The sequence below is a fragment of the Citrobacter sp. KH_055_1 genome, from assembly GCF_057838705.1.
In genome coordinates this window covers 3,554,291-3,573,719 of the sequence record NZ_CM174473.1, presented here as the reverse complement: position 1 = coordinate 3,573,719, position 19,429 = coordinate 3,554,291, and the positions used below count along the sequence as shown (strand labels likewise).

General features: G+C 53.2%; 16 protein-coding genes. 13 read left to right on the top strand and 3 right to left on the bottom strand.

Going from position 1 to position 19,429, the window contains the following annotated elements:
• The first annotated feature begins 243 nt into the window (after nucleotides 1-243).
• From tig to fadM, 8 genes are all read left to right on the top strand, one after another.
• Entirely contained in the window at nucleotides 244-1,542 is a 1,299-nt protein-coding gene (gene tig, locus AC3ITF_RS16915; RefSeq protein ID WP_096758065.1) for a trigger factor, read from the top strand.
• Between the two features lie 247 nt (nucleotides 1,543-1,789).
• The gene (gene clpP / locus AC3ITF_RS16910) at nucleotides 1,790-2,413 is read left to right on the top strand and encodes an ATP-dependent Clp endopeptidase proteolytic subunit ClpP (protein WP_096758064.1); all 624 of its coding nucleotides are present in this window, start codon (nucleotides 1,790-1,792) and stop codon (nucleotides 2,411-2,413) included.
• Nucleotides 2,414-2,664: 251 nt separating this feature from the next.
• Nucleotides 2,665-3,939 carry an ATP-dependent protease ATP-binding subunit ClpX gene (clpX, locus tag AC3ITF_RS16905; protein ID WP_489175863.1) on the top strand — a complete coding sequence of 425 codons (1,275 nt, stop codon included), beginning with the start codon at nucleotides 2,665-2,667 and terminating at the stop codon, nucleotides 3,937-3,939.
• A gap of 187 nt (nucleotides 3,940-4,126) precedes the next feature.
• A complete protein-coding gene (gene lon, locus AC3ITF_RS16900) occupies nucleotides 4,127-6,481 on the top strand; it encodes an endopeptidase La (protein ID WP_096758062.1) in 2,355 nt (784 codons plus the stop codon).
• Nucleotides 6,482-6,689: 208 nt separating this feature from the next.
• On the top strand, nucleotides 6,690-6,962 hold the full coding sequence (gene hupB / locus AC3ITF_RS16895) for a nucleoid-associated protein HU-beta (RefSeq protein ID WP_003021629.1): 273 nt from the start codon (nucleotides 6,690-6,692) through the stop codon (nucleotides 6,960-6,962).
• Nucleotides 6,963-7,165: 203 nt separating this feature from the next.
• The gene (gene ppiD / locus AC3ITF_RS16890; protein ID WP_489175862.1) at nucleotides 7,166-9,040 is read left to right on the top strand and encodes a peptidylprolyl isomerase; all 1,875 of its coding nucleotides are present in this window, start codon (nucleotides 7,166-7,168) and stop codon (nucleotides 9,038-9,040) included.
• A gap of 146 nt (nucleotides 9,041-9,186) precedes the next feature.
• Complete coding sequence (locus AC3ITF_RS16885) at nucleotides 9,187-9,561, top strand: helix-hairpin-helix domain-containing protein (protein ID WP_096758060.1); 375 nt, start codon at nucleotides 9,187-9,189, stop codon at nucleotides 9,559-9,561.
• A gap of 106 nt (nucleotides 9,562-9,667) precedes the next feature.
• Nucleotides 9,668-10,066: a long-chain acyl-CoA thioesterase FadM gene (fadM, locus tag AC3ITF_RS16880; protein WP_096758059.1), complete on the top strand. Its 399-nt coding sequence runs from the start codon at nucleotides 9,668-9,670 to the stop codon at nucleotides 10,064-10,066.
• Nucleotides 10,067-10,170: 104 nt separating this feature from the next.
• On the opposite strand, the gene queC is transcribed toward fadM, so the two are convergent.
• Together queC and AC3ITF_RS16870 are read right to left on the bottom strand one after the other, a co-directional pair.
• Nucleotides 10,171-10,866, bottom strand: coding sequence for a 7-cyano-7-deazaguanine synthase QueC (gene queC, locus AC3ITF_RS16875; protein ID WP_117342123.1), 696 nt, complete (start codon nucleotides 10,864-10,866; stop codon nucleotides 10,171-10,173).
• Nucleotides 10,867-10,930: 64 nt separating this feature from the next.
• The gene (locus AC3ITF_RS16870) at nucleotides 10,931-12,631 is read right to left on the bottom strand and encodes an SgrR family transcriptional regulator (RefSeq protein ID WP_153879392.1); all 1,701 of its coding nucleotides are present in this window, start codon (nucleotides 12,629-12,631) and stop codon (nucleotides 10,931-10,933) included.
• Between the two features lie 123 nt (nucleotides 12,632-12,754).
• On the opposite strand from AC3ITF_RS16870, the gene cof reads away from it, so the two are divergent.
• The gene (gene cof / locus AC3ITF_RS16865) at nucleotides 12,755-13,573 is read left to right on the top strand and encodes an HMP-PP phosphatase (protein ID WP_115259227.1); all 819 of its coding nucleotides are present in this window, start codon (nucleotides 12,755-12,757) and stop codon (nucleotides 13,571-13,573) included.
• A 51-nt stretch (nucleotides 13,574-13,624) separates the two neighbouring features.
• On the opposite strand, the gene AC3ITF_RS16860 is transcribed toward cof, so the two are convergent.
• Nucleotides 13,625-14,680, bottom strand: a complete 1,056-nt coding sequence (locus AC3ITF_RS16860; RefSeq protein WP_489175861.1) for a PLP-dependent cysteine synthase family protein — start codon at nucleotides 14,678-14,680, stop codon at nucleotides 13,625-13,627.
• A 112-nt stretch (nucleotides 14,681-14,792) separates the two neighbouring features.
• Between AC3ITF_RS16860 and decR the strand changes: the two genes are divergently transcribed.
• From decR to glnK, 4 genes are all read left to right on the top strand, one after another.
• Nucleotides 14,793-15,251, top strand: a complete 459-nt coding sequence (gene decR / locus AC3ITF_RS16855; protein WP_164496612.1) for a DNA-binding transcriptional regulator DecR — start codon at nucleotides 14,793-14,795, stop codon at nucleotides 15,249-15,251.
• 44 nt (nucleotides 15,252-15,295) lie between these two features.
• The gene (locus AC3ITF_RS16850) at nucleotides 15,296-17,068 is read left to right on the top strand and encodes a SmdA family multidrug ABC transporter permease/ATP-binding protein (protein WP_181688413.1); all 1,773 of its coding nucleotides are present in this window, start codon (nucleotides 15,296-15,298) and stop codon (nucleotides 17,066-17,068) included.
• Nucleotides 17,061-18,839: a SmdB family multidrug efflux ABC transporter permease/ATP-binding protein gene (locus AC3ITF_RS16845; protein ID WP_174360588.1), complete on the top strand. Its 1,779-nt coding sequence runs from the start codon at nucleotides 17,061-17,063 to the stop codon at nucleotides 18,837-18,839. The genes AC3ITF_RS16850 and AC3ITF_RS16845 overlap by 8 nt, the downstream gene beginning before the upstream one ends.
• Nucleotides 18,840-19,065: 226 nt before the next feature.
• Nucleotides 19,066-19,404: a P-II family nitrogen regulator gene (gene glnK / locus AC3ITF_RS16840; protein WP_096758051.1), complete on the top strand. Its 339-nt coding sequence runs from the start codon at nucleotides 19,066-19,068 to the stop codon at nucleotides 19,402-19,404.
• Nucleotides 19,405-19,429 lie beyond the last annotated feature (25 nt).

The following is a 19,429-nucleotide window of genomic DNA, read 5'->3' as shown; positions in this document are numbered from 1 at the left end:
TACAGTATTCAGACAAAAATTAGCCGGGAATTGTGAAAAAAGCCGCAGCAACGCGCGATAACCGTTCTCGACTCATAAAAGTGATGCCGCTATAATGCGCGTCTTATTTTTCGGAATGTCTTCGGGATGATTCTGACGACAGGGAATGTGATTGATTTTGAGAACATCCCGGTTCCGCGAAGCCAACAACCTGTGCTTGCGGAGAAGAGTTGACCGAGCACTGTGATTTTTTGAGGTAACAAGATGCAAGTTTCAGTTGAAACCACTCAAGGCCTTGGCCGCCGTGTAACGATTACTATCGCTGCTGACAGCATCGAAAACGCTGTGAAAAGCGAGCTGGTCAACGTAGCGAAGAAAGTGCGTATTGACGGCTTTCGCAAGGGAAAAGTACCGATGAATGTTGTTGCTCAGCGTTATGGCGCTTCTGTTCGCCAGGACGTTCTGGGCGACCTGATGAGCCGTCACTTCGTTGATGCAATCATCAAAGAAAAAATTAATCCGGCTGGCTCTCCGAACTACGTTCCGGGCGAATACAAACTGGGTGAAGATTTTACTTACGCGGTAGAGTTTGAAGTTTACCCGGAAGTTGAGCTGAAGGGTCTGGACGCAATCGAAGTTGAAAAACCGGTTGTTGAAGTCACCGACGCTGACGTTGACGTCATGCTGGACACCCTGCGTAAGCAGCAGGCGACCTGGAAAGACAAAGACGGCGCTGCTGATGCAGAAGACCGTGTCACCATCGACTTCACCGGTTCTGTAGACGGCGAAGAGTTCGAAGGCGGCAAAGCGTCTGACTTCGTACTGGCAATGGGTCAGGGTCGTATGATCCCAGGCTTCGAAGAAGGCGTTAAAGGTCACAAAGCTGGCGAAGAGTTCACTATCGAAGTGACCTTCCCGGAAGACTACCACGCTGAAAACCTGAAAGGTAAAGCGGCTAAATTCGTTATCAACCTGAAGAAAGTTGAAGAGCGTGAACTGCCGGAACTGACTGAAGAATTCATCAAGCGTTTCGGCGTGGAAGATGGTTCTGTTGCCGGTCTGCGTGCTGAAGTGCGTAAAAACATGGAACGCGAGCTGAAAGGCGCCGTGCGTAACCGCGTTAAGTCTCAGGCGATCGAAGGTCTGGTAAAAGCGAATGACATCGACGTTCCTGTTGCCATGATTGACAACGAAATCGACGTTCTGCGTCGTCAGGCTGCACAGCGTTTCGGTGGCAACGAGAAACAAGCTCTGGAACTGCCGCGTGAACTGTTCGAAGAACAGGCTAAGCGTCGCGTTGTTGTTGGCCTGCTGCTGGGCGAAGTTATTCGTACCAACGAGCTGAAAGCTGACGAAGAACGCGTAAAAGGCCTGATCGAAGAGATGGCTTCTGCTTACGAAGATCCGAAAGAAGTGGTTGAATTCTACAGCAAGAACAAAGAGCTGATGGAAAACATGCGTAACGTCGCTCTGGAAGAGCAGGCTGTTGAAGCGGTTCTGGCGAAGGCAAAAGTGACTGAAAAAGCCACTACCTTCAACGAACTGATGAACCAGCAGGCGTAATTCGTCGCGTTTTTAGCACGAAATTCGCACATAAGCCCGTCACCTTCCGGTGGCGGGTTTTTTTTTGTCACGCATTTTGCATGGGAAGGGTGCGAAAACAGCGTTTCAGTGTTAGCGTTACAACAAAAGATTGTTATGCTTGAATTATGGCGATGTCGTACCCATTACTGAGGGACTAGCTGATAATCCGTCCATAAGGTTACAATCAGCACAGCAGGTTTTTTCAAATTTTATCCAGGAGACGGAAATGTCATACAGCGGCGAACGAGATAACTTTGCACCCCATATGGCGCTGGTGCCGATGGTCATTGAACAGACCTCACGTGGCGAGCGCTCTTTTGATATCTATTCTCGTCTACTTAAGGAACGCGTCATTTTTCTGACCGGCCAGGTCGAAGACCATATGGCTAACCTGATCGTGGCGCAGATGCTGTTCCTGGAAGCGGAAAACCCAGAAAAAGATATCTACCTGTACATCAACTCCCCGGGTGGGGTAATTACCGCAGGGATGTCTATCTATGACACCATGCAGTTTATTAAGCCGGACGTTAGCACCATTTGTATGGGCCAGGCGTGCTCAATGGGCGCGTTCCTGTTGACTGCAGGGGCAAAAGATAAACGCTTCTGCCTGCCTAACTCTCGCGTCATGATCCACCAGCCTCTGGGCGGTTACCAGGGCCAGGCAACGGATATTGAAATTCATGCCCGTGAAATCCTTAAAGTGAAAGGGCGCATGAATGAACTTATGGCGCATCATACGGGTCAATCGCTTGAGCAGATTGAACGTGACACCGAGCGCGATCGCTTCCTCTCTGCTTCTGAAGCAGTAGAGTACGGTCTGGTCGACTCGATTTTGACCCATCGTAATTGATGCCCAGGACGCAAGTGTGTCGCTATACACTTCATCCTTCACGCTACCTCTTTGTTGGCTGCCAGCGCTCCCCCCAGTTACTTACTTATGTAAGCGCCTGGGGAGTCGCTTAGTTGCCGCCTCGATGTAGCTCGAATGATTTTGTGTATATACTAATGAAGGGCGGCACAACGCTGACAAGCGGCTTGCGCCTGAGAATGGCATTTGCGTCGTCGTGTGCGGCACAAAGAACAAAGAAGAGGTTTTGACTCATGACAGATAAACGCAAAGATGGCTCGGGCAAATTGTTGTACTGCTCTTTTTGCGGCAAAAGCCAGCATGAAGTGCGCAAGCTGATTGCCGGACCATCCGTGTATATCTGCGACGAATGTGTTGATTTATGTAATGACATCATTCGCGAAGAGATTAAGGAAGTCGCACCGCATCGTGAACGCAGTGCGCTGCCGACGCCGCATGAAATTCGCAACCACCTGGACGATTACGTTATCGGTCAGGAGCAGGCGAAGAAAGTGCTGGCGGTCGCGGTATACAACCATTACAAACGTCTGCGCAACGGCGACACCAGCAATGGCGTCGAGTTGGGCAAAAGTAACATCCTGCTGATCGGCCCGACGGGTTCCGGTAAAACGCTGCTGGCTGAAACGCTGGCGCGCCTGCTGGACGTTCCGTTCACTATGGCCGACGCCACCACCCTGACCGAAGCAGGTTATGTGGGTGAGGACGTTGAAAATATCATTCAGAAATTGTTGCAGAAGTGCGATTACGACGTACAGAAAGCGCAGCGCGGCATTGTCTATATTGATGAGATCGACAAGATCTCGCGTAAATCAGACAACCCGTCCATCACGCGTGATGTTTCCGGCGAAGGCGTACAGCAAGCGCTGTTGAAACTGATCGAAGGTACGGTTGCTGCTGTGCCTCCGCAGGGCGGACGTAAACATCCGCAGCAGGAGTTCTTGCAGGTTGATACCTCTAAGATCCTGTTTATCTGTGGCGGTGCATTTGCCGGTCTGGATAAGGTGATTGCTAACCGTGTTGAAACCGGCTCCGGCATTGGTTTTGGCGCGACGGTAAAAGCCCAGTCTGATAAAGCCAGCGAAGGTGAACTGCTGTCGCAGGTTGAGCCGGAAGATCTGATCAAATTTGGTCTGATCCCTGAGTTCATCGGACGTCTGCCGGTGGTGGCAACGTTGACCGAGCTGAGCGAAGATGCGCTGATCCAAATCCTGAAAGAGCCGAAAAACGCCCTGACCAAGCAGTATCAGGCGTTGTTCAATCTTGAAGGCGTGGATCTGGAATTCCGTGACGAAGCGCTGGATGCTATCGCCAAGAAAGCGATGGCGCGTAAAACCGGTGCTCGTGGTCTGCGTTCTATCGTTGAAGCTGCACTGCTCGACACCATGTACGATCTGCCTTCTATGGAAGGCGTCGAAAAAGTGGTTATCGACGAGTCCGTTATCGGTGGTCAGAGCAAGCCATTACTGATTTACGGTAAGCCGGAAGCGCAGCAGGCATCTGGCGAATAATTAACCATTTTATACAATCGGTTAATCAAAAAGGGGGGATTTTATCTCCCCTTTTATTTTTCCGTAAACATGGCGTTGAATGTGTGGGAAACATCCCCATATACTGACATACATGTTAAAGGTGGTAATAAGAAGCACAGCAATGCCACCTGATTACCTGGCGGACACTAAACTAAGAGAGAGCTCTATGAATCCTGAGCGTTCTGAACGCATTGAAATCCCCGTATTGCCGTTGCGCGATGTGGTGGTTTATCCGCACATGGTCATACCCTTATTTGTAGGGCGGGAAAAATCTATCCGTTGTCTGGAAGCGGCCATGGACCATGATAAAAAAATCATGCTGGTCGCACAGAAAGAAGCATCAACGGATGAGCCGGGTGTAAACGATCTTTTCACCGTCGGGACCGTGGCCTCTATTTTGCAGATGCTGAAACTGCCTGACGGCACCGTAAAGGTGCTGGTCGAGGGGTTACAGCGCGCGCGTATTTCTGCGCTGTCTGATAACGGTGAGCATTTCTCTGCGAAAGCGGAGTACCTTGATTCGCCGGCCATTGATGAGCGCGAACAGGAAGTGCTGGTGCGTACCGCAATCAGCCAGTTCGAAGGCTATATCAAGCTGAACAAGAAAATCCCACCAGAAGTGCTGACGTCGCTTAATAGCATTGACGATCCTGCACGCCTGGCGGACACCATCGCTGCGCACATGCCACTAAAACTGGCGGATAAGCAGTCCGTGCTGGAGATGTCAGACGTTAACGAACGTCTGGAATATCTGATGGCAATGATGGAATCTGAAATCGATCTGCTGCAGGTTGAGAAGCGTATTCGCAATCGCGTGAAAAAGCAGATGGAGAAGTCCCAGCGTGAGTACTATCTGAACGAGCAAATGAAAGCCATTCAGAAAGAACTCGGCGAGATGGACGACGCGCCGGATGAAAACGAAGCGCTGAAACGTAAAATCGACGCGGCGAAAATGCCGAAAGAGGCAAAAGAGAAAGCGGAAGCAGAACTGCAGAAGCTGAAAATGATGTCTCCGATGTCGGCAGAAGCGACCGTGGTTCGCGGCTACATCGACTGGATGGTGCAGGTACCGTGGAACGCGCGTAGCAAGGTCAAAAAAGACCTGCGTCAGGCGCAGGAGATCCTCGATACCGATCATTATGGTCTGGAGCGCGTGAAAGACCGCATCCTTGAGTATCTTGCGGTTCAAAGCCGAGTCAACAAAATCAAGGGGCCGATCCTGTGCCTGGTAGGGCCGCCGGGGGTGGGTAAAACCTCTCTGGGGCAGTCCATTGCTAAAGCGACCGGGCGTAAATACATCCGTATGGCGCTGGGTGGCGTGCGTGACGAAGCGGAAATCCGCGGTCACCGCCGGACCTATATCGGTTCAATGCCGGGCAAACTGATCCAGAAAATGGCCAAGGTGGGCGTTAAAAACCCGCTGTTCCTGCTCGATGAGATCGACAAAATGTCTTCCGACATGCGTGGCGATCCGGCTTCCGCACTGCTTGAAGTGCTGGATCCCGAACAGAACGTGGCGTTCAGCGATCACTACCTGGAAGTGGACTACGATCTCAGCGACGTGATGTTTGTTGCGACCTCTAACTCCATGAACATTCCGGCACCGCTGCTGGATCGTATGGAAGTGATCCGTCTGTCCGGTTATACCGAAGACGAGAAGCTGAATATTGCTAAACGCCACCTGCTGCCGAAGCAGATTGAGCGTAACGCGCTGAAAAAAGGTGAACTGACGGTCGACGATAGCGCCATTGTGGGCATTATTCGTTACTACACCCGTGAAGCGGGCGTGCGTAGTCTGGAGCGTGAAATCTCCAAACTGTGCCGCAAAGCGGTGAAACAACTATTGCTTGATAAGTCACTGAAACATATCGAGATCAATGGCGATAACCTGCACGATTACCTGGGTGTACAGCGCTTTGACTACGGCCGTGCGGACAACGAAAACCGCGTAGGTCAGGTCACTGGTCTGGCGTGGACTGAAGTGGGTGGCGATCTGCTGACCATCGAAACCGCCTGTGTGCCGGGTAAAGGCAAGCTGACCTACACCGGTTCTCTGGGCGAAGTGATGCAGGAATCCATTCAGGCAGCGCTGACCGTGGTACGCGCACGTGCAGAGAAACTGGGTATTAACCCGGACTTCTACGAAAAACGTGATATTCACGTTCACGTCCCTGAAGGGGCAACGCCGAAAGATGGTCCAAGCGCAGGTATTGCTATGTGTACCGCACTGGTATCGTGCCTGACCGGTAACCCGGTTCGTGCGGATGTTGCCATGACCGGCGAGATCACCCTGCGTGGTCAGGTTTTGCCGATCGGTGGTTTGAAAGAAAAACTGCTGGCAGCACACCGTGGTGGTATCAAAACGGTCTTAATTCCTGATGAAAACAAACGTGACCTGGAAGAGATTCCGGACAACGTTCTCGCCGATCTGGACATCCATCCGGTGAAGCGCATTGAGGAAGTTCTGACTCTGGCACTGCAAAACGAACCTTCAGGTATGCAGGTTGTGACGGCAAAATAGTGACCTCGCGCAAAGAGCGTCAATAAAAACAGGGCTGGCAGGCCATTTCGGACTTGCCAGCCTTTTTTTGTATAGCTAATTTAGATGACGGATTAGGCTTGCCATCATTAACGGGTGTTGTAAGGGCATGGCAGGCCTGATATAACTGCTGCGCGTTCGCACTTTGAAGGATTCAGGTGCGATATAAATTATAAAGAGGAAGAGAAGAGTGAATAAATCTCAACTGATCGACAAAATTGCTGCAGGGGCTGATATCTCTAAAGCTGCGGCTGGACGTGCGTTAGATGCAATTATTGCTTCTGTTACCGAATCCCTGAAAGAAGGTGATGACGTAGCGCTGGTAGGTTTTGGTACTTTTGCCGTTAAAGAGCGTGCTGCCCGTACTGGTCGCAACCCGCAAACTGGTAAAGAGATCACTATCGCCGCGGCTAAAGTACCGGGTTTCCGTGCAGGTAAAGCACTGAAAGACGCGGTAAACTAAGTGATTCCCCCTTTGGGGATGTGACTAAGTACAAGGGCGCATCAACAGATGTGCCTTTTTTATTTGTGATTCCGGGACTTTCTACGTGTTGTGGGCTGACAATCGCCCCTGTTTCTTGTCACAATAGACCTTTCCACGCAGCGTTCAGAAAACGCTATGCTGCGTGAGGTATACAGTCACCTACAGCGGAGTGTGGTTACACCATGATGGACAGCTTACGCACGGCTGCTAACAGTCTCGTGCTCAAGATTATTTTCGGTATCATTATCGTGTCGTTCATTTTGACCGGCGTGAGTGGTTACCTGATTGGCGGAAGCAACAACTACGCCGCAAAAGTGAATGGCCAGGAAATTAGCCGCGGGCAGTTTGAGAATGCGTTTAACAGTGAACGTAATCGCATGCAGCAGCAGCTGGGCGATCAGTTCTCTGAGCTGGCGGCGAATGAAGGCTACATGAAAACGCTGCGTCAGCAGGTGCTGAATCGTCTGGTAGACGAAGCGCTGCTGGACCAATACTCTCGCGAACTGAAGCTCAGCATCAGCGATGAGCAGGTTAAACAGGCTATCTTCTCAACGCCTGCTTTCCAGGTTGACGGTAAATTTGATAACAACCGCTATAACGCAATTGTAAATCAGATGGGGATGACCGCAGACCAGTATGCTCAGGCGCTGCGTAACCAACTCACCACCCAGCAGTTGATCAACGGCGTAGCCGGGACAGAGTTCATGCTGAAGGGGGAAACGGACGAACTGGCGGCGCTGGTTGCACAGCAGCGTATCGTGCGTGAAGCGACTATTGACGTCAACGCACTTGCAGCGAAACAGTCGGTTTCCGAGCAGGAAGTTGCCAGCTACTACGAGCAGAATAAAAACCACTTTATGATGCCGGAGCAGTTCCGTGTGAGCTACATCAAGCTGGATGCTGCAGCTATGCAGGAAACAGCCAGCGATGCGGATATTCAGTCTTATTATGACCAGCATCAGGATCAGTTCACTCAACCGCAGCGTAATCGCTACAGCATCATCCAGACCAAAACGGAAGATGAAGCCAAAGCGGTACTGGATGCGCTGAACAAAGGTGGTGATTTTGCCGCCCTGGCGAAGGAAAAATCCGCCGACATTATCTCTGCCCGTAACGGCGGTGATATGGGATGGCTGGAAGAATCCACCACGCCAGAAGAGCTGAAGAATGCGGGTCTGAAAGAAAAAGGCCAACTGTCAGGCGTGATCAAGTCTTCTGTGGGTTTCCTGGTTGCTCGTCTTGATGATGTCCAGCCAGCGCAGGTTAAACCGCTGAGCGAAGCACGTGAAGAGATTGCGGCGAAAGTGAAGCAGGAAAAAGCGCTGGATGCCTACTATGCGCTGCAGCAGAAAGTCAGCGATGCGGCAAGCAACGATAACGAATCCCTCGCGGGGGCTGAGCAGGCAGCGGGTATGAAAGCCGTTGAAACAGGCTGGTTTAGCCGTGACAGCCTGCCTGAAGAGCTGAATTTCAAACCGGTTTCAGACATCATTTTCAATGGTGGCCTGGTTGGTGAGAATGGCACTCCGGGCAGCAACTCTGACATCATCACCGTGGATGGCGATCGCGCGTTTGTGCTGCGTATTGCTGAGCACAAAGCGGAAGCTGTTAAGCCGCTGGCTGAAGTGAAAGATCAGGTAACCGCGCTTGTTAAGCATAACAAAGCAGAGCAGCAAGCGAAGCTGGATGCCGACAAACTGCTGGCTGCGCTGAAAGCCGGTAAAGGCGATGAAGCAATGAAAGCGGCAGGTCTGAGTTTTGGTGAAGCGAAAACCCTGAGCCGTACAGGTCAGGATCCGCTGAGCCAGGCGGCGTTTGGTCTGGCGCTGCCGGCGAATGACAAGCCGAGCTACGGCGTAGCGAACGATATGCAGGGCAACGTTGTTCTGCTGGCGCTCGACGCGGTGAAAGCGGGTTCAATGCCAGAAGAGCAGAAGAAAGCAATGGTTCAGGGGATTACTCAGAACAACGCGCAGATTGTCTTTGAAGCGCTGATGAGTAACCTGCGTAAAGCGGCAAAAATTAAAGTCGGTGACGCGCTGGAACAGCAGCAATAATCGAGACGCTTCGCAAAAAATTGCAAAAAGTTGTATACACCAAAGGCCGCTTTCGCGGCCTTTTCCATTTCTGAATTTTGCCATTTGTCTGCTGTTCTCCACCTCGCTATCGTGATTCCACTGTTAACAAACAAGGAGAAAACAGTATGAAACATGGAATCAAAGCACTGCTTATCACCCTTTCATTAACCTGTGCTGGCGTGAGCCAAAGTACCCTAGCCGCGGAACCGGTCGCTAAAAGCCAGGCGGTCCAGACCAAAGCAGAGGGGGCGGGTGCGGCGCATAGCAAAGCGACGGTACCGACGAAAGCCAGCGATGATGAAGGCACCAGGGTAAGCATCAATACCGCGTCGGCGGAGGATTTAGCGCGGGTCATGAATGGTGTCGGGCTAAAGAAAGCGCAGGCGATTGTCAGCTATCGGGAGGAGTACGGGCCGTTTAAAACGGTTGATGACTTAAAACAGGTGCCGGGAATGGGCAGTTCACTGGTGGAGCGTAACCTGGCTGTTTTAACACTTTAATAACTTGCAGAGCGCTGAAAATTTGCCAGACTGTAGAGGTCATACCAGTTATGGCCTCCTTATCCTCAAGTCTATTCCTATAAAAACAAATTAGGGTTCCTGCGCTATGCAAACACAAATCAAAGTTCGTGGTTTTCATCTCGATGTCTATCAACATGTTAACAATGCCCGCTACCTTGAGTTTCTGGAAGAAGCCCGCTGGGACGGTCTGGAAAACAGTGATAGCTTCCAGTGGATGACCGCGCACAACATCGCTTTTGTGGTGGTTAACATTAATATCAACTACCGGCGCCCCGCCGTGCTGAGTGATCTGCTGACCGTCACCAGTCAGGTACAACAGTTAAATGGCAAAAGCGGTGTGTTAAACCAGACCATCACGTTAGAGCCGGAAGGGCAGGTAGTGGCCGATGCGTTGATTACCTTCGTCTGTATCGATTTAAAAACGCAGAAAGCGCTGCCGCTGGAAGGGGAGTTGCGCGAAAAGCTGGAGCAGATGGTGAAGTAAGGGAAGATTGCCGGGCCTGCAAACATCAGGCCTGCAAATGATACCGATTTGTAGGCCGGATAAGACGCATTAGCGTCGCCATCCGGCATTATCATCGCAATAAATTACTTTAACCCGGTTTTCTGCTTCATGGCCGCCATCACTGCCGGTTTATCCGCCAGATAATGTTTCAGGCCGTTGGCACGCAGGTTACAGGCGGCACACTGGCCGCAACCGTCGCCCTTAACGCCGTTATAGCAAGTCAGCGTCTCTTCACGCACCAGATCCAGCTTGCCCCAGTAGTCGGCCAGTGCCCAGGTTTCGGCTTTATCAAGCCACATCAACGGGGTTTCAAAGCGGATATCTTTTGCCATGCCCAGACTTACGGCATGATTCAGCGCTTTGACAAACTCATCGCGACAATCAGGATAGCCGGAGAAATCGGTCTCGCAAACGCCAGTAATGACCGCTTCCGCTTGCACCTGATATGCATAAATCGCCGTCAGCGTTAAGAACAAAATATTACGTCCGGGCACAAAGGTGTTGGGAATACCGTTGGCTTCCGGTTCGTAATCCGGTACCGGAATGTTATCGCGGGTCAAGCTACTGACCGCCAGTTCGCTAAGCAGCGTGACGTCGAGAACTTTGTGTGCGCGTGCGCCGAGTTTTAAGGCCAGGTCACGTGCGACATCAATCTCAGCGCGATGGCGCTGACCATAATCAAAGGTCACACAGTGCACTTCATCATATTGATGCAGCGCCTGCGCCAGACAGGTGGTGGAGTCCTGACCTCCACTAAATACGACAACGGCACGTTTCATGGTTTTTCCTGACAAATAACGAAAACCCTATGGTAGCGCCTGGGCGCGGCGTCGACCAGCTTCTTCACGATGAAGGCGGCGGCAGCCAGGCCTCGGTGAATTCAAACCAGCCTCTGGGGTTGAGCCGCACGCCGTTGACGCCCGGTGGGGCGCTAATGCGGTAATGGTAATTAAACAGCGGCGTTAGCGTGGCGTCATTCATCAGGTTAGTGAAAACCTGCTGTAACGCCGCGTGACGATGATCCTCATTAGCCTGGGTTTGCAGCGCATCCAGCGTGGCCTGTAGATGAGAGAATGCCGGGGCATCCAGAACATGCGGCCAGAGCTGATCGCAGCGTAGCCACTGTTCAAGTGTATATTCTGGTGCTTCGCCAATCAGACGGTCGCCCATCATCAGGTCGGCCTGGGCCAGAGGATGGTCACCGTCCCAGTTCTTGGCATTGTGAAAAATCAGCGTTAACTCGCAGCCCAGCGTTGCCAGTACCTGGCGAAGCTGTTCGGCCATGGCGTGCAACTCTACTGGCAGGTGATATACCAGCGTCAGTTTTTCCGGCAGGGCCACTTCATCCAACTGATCCCATTGCGGAATGGTCCACCCTGGCAGCAGCGCATTGCTTGGGGTAATCAGATTCTCTTCCACCTCAAGCGTCTGCAACAGGGAAGAGCGGTGGATGATATTGACCAGCCGACGCGCCTGAAGCACGTTCAGTCGTGCGCTTTTCCTGAGGGTTAAATAACAAAATCCGAGGCTGATCCCGCTACTGACCTGGCTAAGCATCGGCAGTTCCTCAGGCTTGCCAATGGCAATTTGCACCGGATGGCGGCAGCTGGTACCCAGATCCTGGTCGAAAAGCTGCGGTGTTATCCAAAATTCAATGGCTTTCAGCAACGGGTGGCTGAGGTGATAGTGGTCATGGCTCTCGATACGGACCAGTTCCGGTGTAAACAGCGTCAGCCTAAACGGACCGGTGCCGACGAGCGGCTGTTCCGGGTGCGCCAGATGACTGCTGTAGCTGGCCAGACGGTGTGCCAGCCAGAAGTCGGGGCGATGTAAAATAAACGTCAGGCATTGAGGGTGAGTCACCTCAATACGCTTCACGCTGATAAATAATTTATTGAGCGCGGGCAGCTCCAGCAGCTGTTGCAGGCGTTGATGTAGCTGCGAGGTGCTAAGCGCGTCACCGTTATGCCAGTGCAGCGTGGAGCGAATATAGAAATCCCAGCGCAGGCCGTCGGCGGAGATATCCCAGTGGTGGGCCAAATCACCGCAGGGGCGCTGGGTCGTACTGTCAAAACGGGTCAGTCCGGAGAAGACTTGCCCGGCAAGATGTTGTTCGGCACGACCGGGGAGAAAGCCGGGGCGGAGGGGATCAAGTGGGCGATAGTAGGGAATACGCAGGGTTGGCGTATCGTTATGCCACTGGCCGCCCATAAACGGCTGCAGCAGCGTTCTTAATTCTCCGGGAGCCAGCTGCGCCAGCTCCAGCACGCTACGCTGTTCTCCCTTTTGCAACGCCTGCTCCATCATCGTATTACGCAGCGAGTCGGGCGTGACCAAAAAGCGCAATTGTCCCCGTTTTCCGCGTCCTGAGCGTGCTTCCCATGCCAGCCAGCCCGCCTCCTGTGCCTGGCGTAGCAGCGTACGGACATGGCGCTCGCTGCAAAAACAGCGTTCAGCCAGTTCGCCGACGGTGACCGACTGCGGCTCTCCGTTTGAGGGCTGCCAGAGGCGTTGGTACTGATTCAATCGATTCAAAAGTCGCATTTGCACTTCATCCTTCGGGCAACATAAACCCGGAACAATTCGTTTTATCTATTCACTATTACTTCCGTATATCTCAGGTGATACTGAACCACAAGTTAACCGCGTCACAGTGTGGAGAAAGAAATGGCTCGTCTGGCTGCATTTGATATGGATGGCACCCTGCTGATGCCGAATCACCATTTAGGTGACGAAACACTCTCGACGCTGGCGCGCCTGCGTGAACGCGACATCACCCTGACGTTTGCCACTGGCCGCCATGTGCTGGAGATGCGTCATATCTTAGGGACCCTCTCGCTGGACGCATTTTTGATAACGGGTAACGGGACGCGTATTCATTCGCTGGAAGGGGATGTACTGCATCGTCAGGATCTGGCACCCGAGGCAGCAGATATCGTCCTGCATCAGAAGTGGGATACCCAGGCCAGCATGCATGTCTTCAATGACAATGGATGGTTCACCGGGCAGGAGATCCCGTCGATCCTCAAGGCGCATGTGTACAGCGGATTCCGTTATCAGGTCGTGGATGTGAAACGTATCCCCGCACATCAGGTGACGAAGATCTGCTTCTGCGGCGATCATGACGACCTGATACGCCTGCGCATTCAATTGAATGAGGCGCTGGGTGAGCAGGCAAATCTCTGTTTTTCCGCCGTAGACTGTCTTGAAGTGCTGCCGCTGGGCTGTAACAAAGGCTCCGCGCTGGCGGTACTGAGTGACCATTTAGGTTTTTCTATGGCCGAGTGTATGGCATTTGGTGACGCGATGAACGATCGCGAGATGCTGGGCAGCGTAGGGCGAGGTTTGATTATGGGCAACGCCATGCCGCAATTAATTGCTGAGCTTCCTGATTTACCGGTGATTGGACATTGTCGCAATCAGGCGGTATCGCACTTTTTAACACATTGGCTGGATAATCCGCATCTACCTTATTCCCCCGAATGAGAGATCCCTTCCAGCAAGCCAGACCATTAGGTCTGGCTTTTTTTTGCCGGTTTACTGGGTATTCAGCAGTTGGGCGATTTCCGCTTTCCATGGTGTCAAATCGCCAATGTGCGCATTAACCCACTCTGGGTTGTAGTAGGTCTCAAGATAACGTTCGCCGCTGTCGCACAGTAACGTTACCAGTGAACCTGTTTCTCCAGCCTCACGTATGCGGGCGGCAAGTTGCAGCGTACCCCACATATTGGTCCCGGTTGAAGCTCCGACTTTGCGGCCCAACTGCGTTTCCAGCCAGTGCGCGGTAGCGACGCTGGCGGCATCCGGCACGCGCAGCATTTCATCAACCACGTCCGGAATGAAAGAGGGCTCGACGCGCGGGCGACCGATACCTTCGATTTTACTGCCCACCGGGCTGCGTAATGTGGCGTCACGCGCCTGCCAGTATGGCAGAAAAACAGAGTTTTCCGGATCGACCACCATCAGCCTGGTGTCGTAACCCTGGCAGCGAATGTAGCGCCCAATGGTTGCTGACGTGCCGCCGGTTCCGGCGCTCATCACAATGTGGCGGGGAACGGGATGTGGCTCGCATGACATCTGGCGGAAGATACTGTCGGCAATATTGTTATTGCCGCGCCAGTCGGTAGCGCGCTCGGCGTAGGTGAACTGATCCATATAATGGCCGTTGAGTTCACGGGCCAGCTGTTCAGACGCGGCATAAATTTCGCAGGCGCTTTCCACGAAATGGCAGCGACCGCCGTAAAACTCAATCTGCTCAACTTTGCGTTTTGCCGTGCAGGACGGCATGACGGCGATAAACGGTAGCCCCAGCAGGCGGGCGAAATAGGCTTCAGAAACCGCCGTGGAGCCGGAAGACGACTCAATAATGGTGGTGCCTTCTTTGATCCAACCATTGCACAGTCCGTACAGGAACAGTGAACGCGCCAGTCGATGCTTCAGGCTACCGGTCGGATGTGTACTTTCATCTTTCAGGTACAGCTGAATCCCCGGGAACGCCGGAAGTGACAGGCGGATAAGATGAGTATCTGCGGAGCGTTGATAATCCGCATTGATTTCATTGATGGCGTTTTTAACCCAGGAGCTATTCATCATTAATATCCATTTGTCATTTTGTGCCTAGAGTAACGAAAAGCACGGAAAAAATTGTTGCCATTTAGCCTTTAAAATAGAATGTAGGGAGAAAATTCTTCTCTGTGGAGTGGATATGTTAGACAAAATTGACCGCAAGCTGCTCAGCTTGCTGCAACAGGATTGCACCCTTTCTTTGCAGGCACTCGCAGATGCCGTTAATCTGACAACCACCCCCTGCTGGAAACGACTCAAGCGACTTGAGGATGACGGCGTTCTGCTTGGCAAAGTCGCGCTGCTGGATCCCGAAAAGCTGGGACTTGGGTTAACGGCCTTTGTGCTGATCAAAACGCAGCATCACAGCAGTGAATGGTACTGTCGCTTTGTGACTGAAGTGACCGGGATGCCAGAGGTACTGGGATTCTGGCGCATGGCCGGGGAGTATGACTACCTGATGCGAGTGCAGGTCGCCGACATGAAACGCTATGATGACTTCTACAAACGGCTGGTGAACAGCGTACCGGGGTTGTCGGACGTTACCTCAAGCTTTGCGATGGAACAGATTAAATACACAACTGCTCTACCTATTGAATAATTCTCCCGGCGCTCATTGTCGGAAATCATGTCAGGACATAACGCGTGCGATTATTTGCTCAATTAAGCTGGTACTTTCGCCGGGAGTGGCGTCGCTACCTCGGGGCAGTGGCCCTGCTTATCATCATCGCTATCCTTCAACTTATTCCGCCTAAAGTGGTCGGAATTATTGTTGATGGCGTGACGGCTCAACGTTTCACGACCGAACGCCTGCTTATGTGGGTTGGCACAATTGCGCTGATTGCGGTGGTGGTCTATTTGCTGCGCTACGTCTGGCGCGTGCTGCTGTTTGGGGCATCCTACCAGCTGGCAGTAGAACTGCGCGAAGATTATTACCGTCAGTTGAGCCGTCAACATCCTGAATTTTATCTGCGCCATCGCACGGGCGATCTGATGGCGCGCGCCACCAATGATGTTGACCGGGTGGTGTTCGCCGCCGGAGAAGGTGTGCTGACGTTGGTCGACTCGCTGGTTATGGGCTGTGCGGTGCTTATCGTCATGTCTACGCAAATAAGCTGGGAGTTGACGCTATTTGCCTTGCTACCGATGCCGGTGATGGCGCTGATGATTAAGCGTTACGGCGATCGGCTTCATAACCGCTTTAAGCAAGCGCAGGCGGCATTCTCCAGCCTCAACGATCGTACTCAGGAGAGCCTGACCAGCATTCGCATGATTAAAGCCTTTGGTCTGGAGGACCGGCAGTCGGCCTTATTTGCCGCAGATGCGCAGGATACCGGTAAGAAAAATATGCGCGTCGCGCGCATCGACGCCCGCTTCGATCCCACCATTTATATCGCTATTGGTATGGCGAACCTGCTGGCGATTGGTGGTGGAAGCTGGATGGTGGTTCACGGTTCGCTGACGCTCGGTCAGCTGACCAGCTTTATGATGTATCTCGGTCTGATGATTTGGCCGATGCTGGCGTTGGCGTGGATGTTTAATATCGTCGAGCGCGGTAGCGCCGCCTACAGCCGTATTCGCGCCATGTTGGCGGAAGCTCCCGTGGTTAATGATGGCACGGAACCCGTGCCGGAAGGGCGCGGGGAACTGGCGGTTGCGATTCGTGAGTTCAGCTACCCGCTGATGGCGCGCCCGACGTTGGAAAACGTTAATTTCCAGCTTAAGCCTGGGCAGATGCTGGGTATTTGTGGGCCGACCGGTGCGGGAAAAAGTACCATTCTGTCGCTGATCCAGCGCCACTTTGATATTACCCAGGGCGACGTGCGCTTTCATGATATTCCGCTGACGCGCTTACAGCTTGATAGCTGGCGCAGTCGGCTGGCAGTTGTTAGCCAGACGCCGTTCCTGTTTTCGGACACCGTCGGCAATAACATTGCACTTGGACGCCCGCAGGCGACGCAGGCCGAAATCGAACATGTGGCGCGCCTCGCCAGCGTGCATGAGGATATTTTACGTTTGCCGCAGGGATATGACACCGAAGTGGGCGAGCGGGGCGTGATGCTCTCGGGCGGGCAAAAACAGCGAATTTCTATTGCGCGCGCGCTGCTGCTTAATGCGGAAATTCTGATTCTTGACGATGCGCTGTCGGCGGTAGACGGCCGTACCGAACATCAGATCCTGCATAACCTGCGCCAGTGGGGCGAGGGAAGAACGGTTATTATCAGCGCCCACCGCTTGTCGGCGCTGACAGAAGCCAGCGAGATTATCGTGATGCAGCACGGACATATTGCCCAGCGTGGCGACCATGACACGCTGGTCCAGCAACCCGGTTGGTACCGCGATATGTATCGCTATCAGCAGCTGGAAGCGGCGCTGTCTGATGCCCCGGCGTTAAATGAGGGGGCGGCGAATGCGTAGTTTTGGGCAATTATGGCCGACGCTGAAACGGCTGCTGCGCTATGGTTCACCGTGGCGAAAACCACTGGGCATTGCGGTGGTGATGCTGTGGGTGGCGGCGGCGGCAGAAGTCAGCGGTCCGCTGCTGATAAGCTACTTTATTGATAACATGGTGGCGAAAAACAATTTGCCGTTGGCGATGGTGGCCGGTCTGGTTGCGGCTTATGTCGGTCTGCAACTGCTGGCGGCGGGACTGCACTATGCGCAGTCACTGTTGTTTAACCAGGCTGCCGTCGGTGTGGTGCAACAGCTACGCACGGATGTAATGGATGCTGCGCTGCGCCAACCGTTGAGTGAATTTGACATCCAGCCCGTCGGACAGCTTATCTCTCGTGTAACCAACGATACCGAAGTGATCCGCGACCTGTACGTGACGGTCGTGGCGACGGTACTGCGCAGTGCGGCTCTGATTGGTGCCATGCTGGTGGCGATGTTTAGCCTCGAATGGCGTATGGCGCTGGTGGCGATGGCTATATTCCCGGCGGTGATGGTGGTGATGGTGATTTATCAGCGCTACAGCACGCCGATTGTGCGCCGCGTTCGTGCCTATCTGGCCGATATCAACGATGGCTTCAATGAAGTCATTAACGGTATGAGCGTGATCCAACAGTTTCGCCAGCAGGCGCGCTTTGGGGAGCGCATGGGCGAGGCCAGCCGTTCGCACTATATGGCACGCATGCAGACCTTGCGGCTGGACGGTTTTTTACTGCGTCCGTTGCTGAGCCTGTTTTCCGCCCTGATCCTCTGTGGTTTACTGATGTTGTTCAGCGTGACCTCTGGCTCGTCCATCGAGGTTGGCGTGCTGTATGCGTTTATCAGCTATCTCGGGCGTCTGAACGAGCCGCTGATTGAGCTGACGACCCAACAATCTATGCTGCAGCAAGCGGTTGTCGCCGGTGAGCGCGTCTTCGAACTGATGGACAGACCGCGTCAGCATTATGGCGATGATGATCAGCCGCTGAAGAGTGGCAACATTGAGGTTGATAACGTGTCATTTGCTTATCGCGATGACAATCTGGTGCTGAAAAATATCAGCCTGTCCGTGCCTTCACGCAGTTTTGTGGCGTTGGTTGGGCATACCGGTAGTGGCAAGAGTACGCTCGCCAGCCTGATGATGGGCTACTATCCGCTGACGCAAGGGGAGATCCGTCTGGACGGGCGCCCCCTCTCCTCGTTGAGTCACGGCGTCTTACGTCAGGGCGTCGCGATGGTGCAGCAGGATCCGGTTGTGATGGCGGACACCTTCCTGGCAAACGTCACGCTGGGCCGCGATATTTCTGAAGATCGAGTGTGGCAGGCGCTGGAGACCGTACAGCTGGCTGAGTTGGCACGCGGTCTGAGTGACGGTATTCACACCCGATTGGGCGAACAGGGCAATAATTTGTCCGTGGGGCAGAAACAGCTGCTGGCATTGGCGCGGGTTCTGGTTGAAACGCCGCAGGTACTGATTCTGGATGAAGCTACCGCCAGTATTGACTCCGGCACGGAGCAGGCCATTCAGCAGGCGCTGGCTGCTGTGCGCGAACACACTACGCTGGTGGTGATTGCCCATCGACTCTCCACGATCGTGGAAGCAGACACCATTCTGGTGCTGCACCGGGGGCAGGCCGTCGAGCGCGGCACACATCAGCAATTGCTGGCGGCGCAAGGCCGCTACTGGCAAATGTATCAGCTGCAACTGGCCGGTGAAGAGCTGGCGGCCAGTGCGCATGAGGATTCCATTATTGCCTGATGGCGCAGTGCGTTTCAGGCCTACGGCTAAATTGGTTCGAGAAGCATCAACAATCTGGTGCAAAAATGTAACGCACTATGCACCGTTATAGTGCGTTTTTTCTTTTTCTACCCCGGCCGTGCCCTGCGAGCCTGAATCATCCCGCGTTTTTCATTCCTGGCACACCCCTTGCAATATTCATCCTGTGTATCTGCAGCCACTACTGAATTCTGACTGGAGGGGATCTATGAAGCTGGTTACCGTGGTAATCAAACCGTTCAAACTGGAAGACGTCCGTGAAGCACTGTCTTCTATTGGTATTCAGGGGCTGACCGTCACCGAAGTGAAGGGCTTTGGTCGACAGAAAGGCCATGCCGAGTTGTATCGGGGAGCCGAATACAGCGTCAATTTTTTACCGAAGGTGAAGATTGATGTGGCGATTGCCGACGATCAGCTTGATGAGGTGATCGACGTCATCAGCAAGTCGGCCTATACCGGAAAAATTGGCGACGGCAAAATTTTTGTCGCCGAGCTGCAACGTGTGATTCGTATTCGTACCGGCGAAGCCGACGAAGCCGCACTGTAACTTCTGGCACACAGTGATAGGAAAC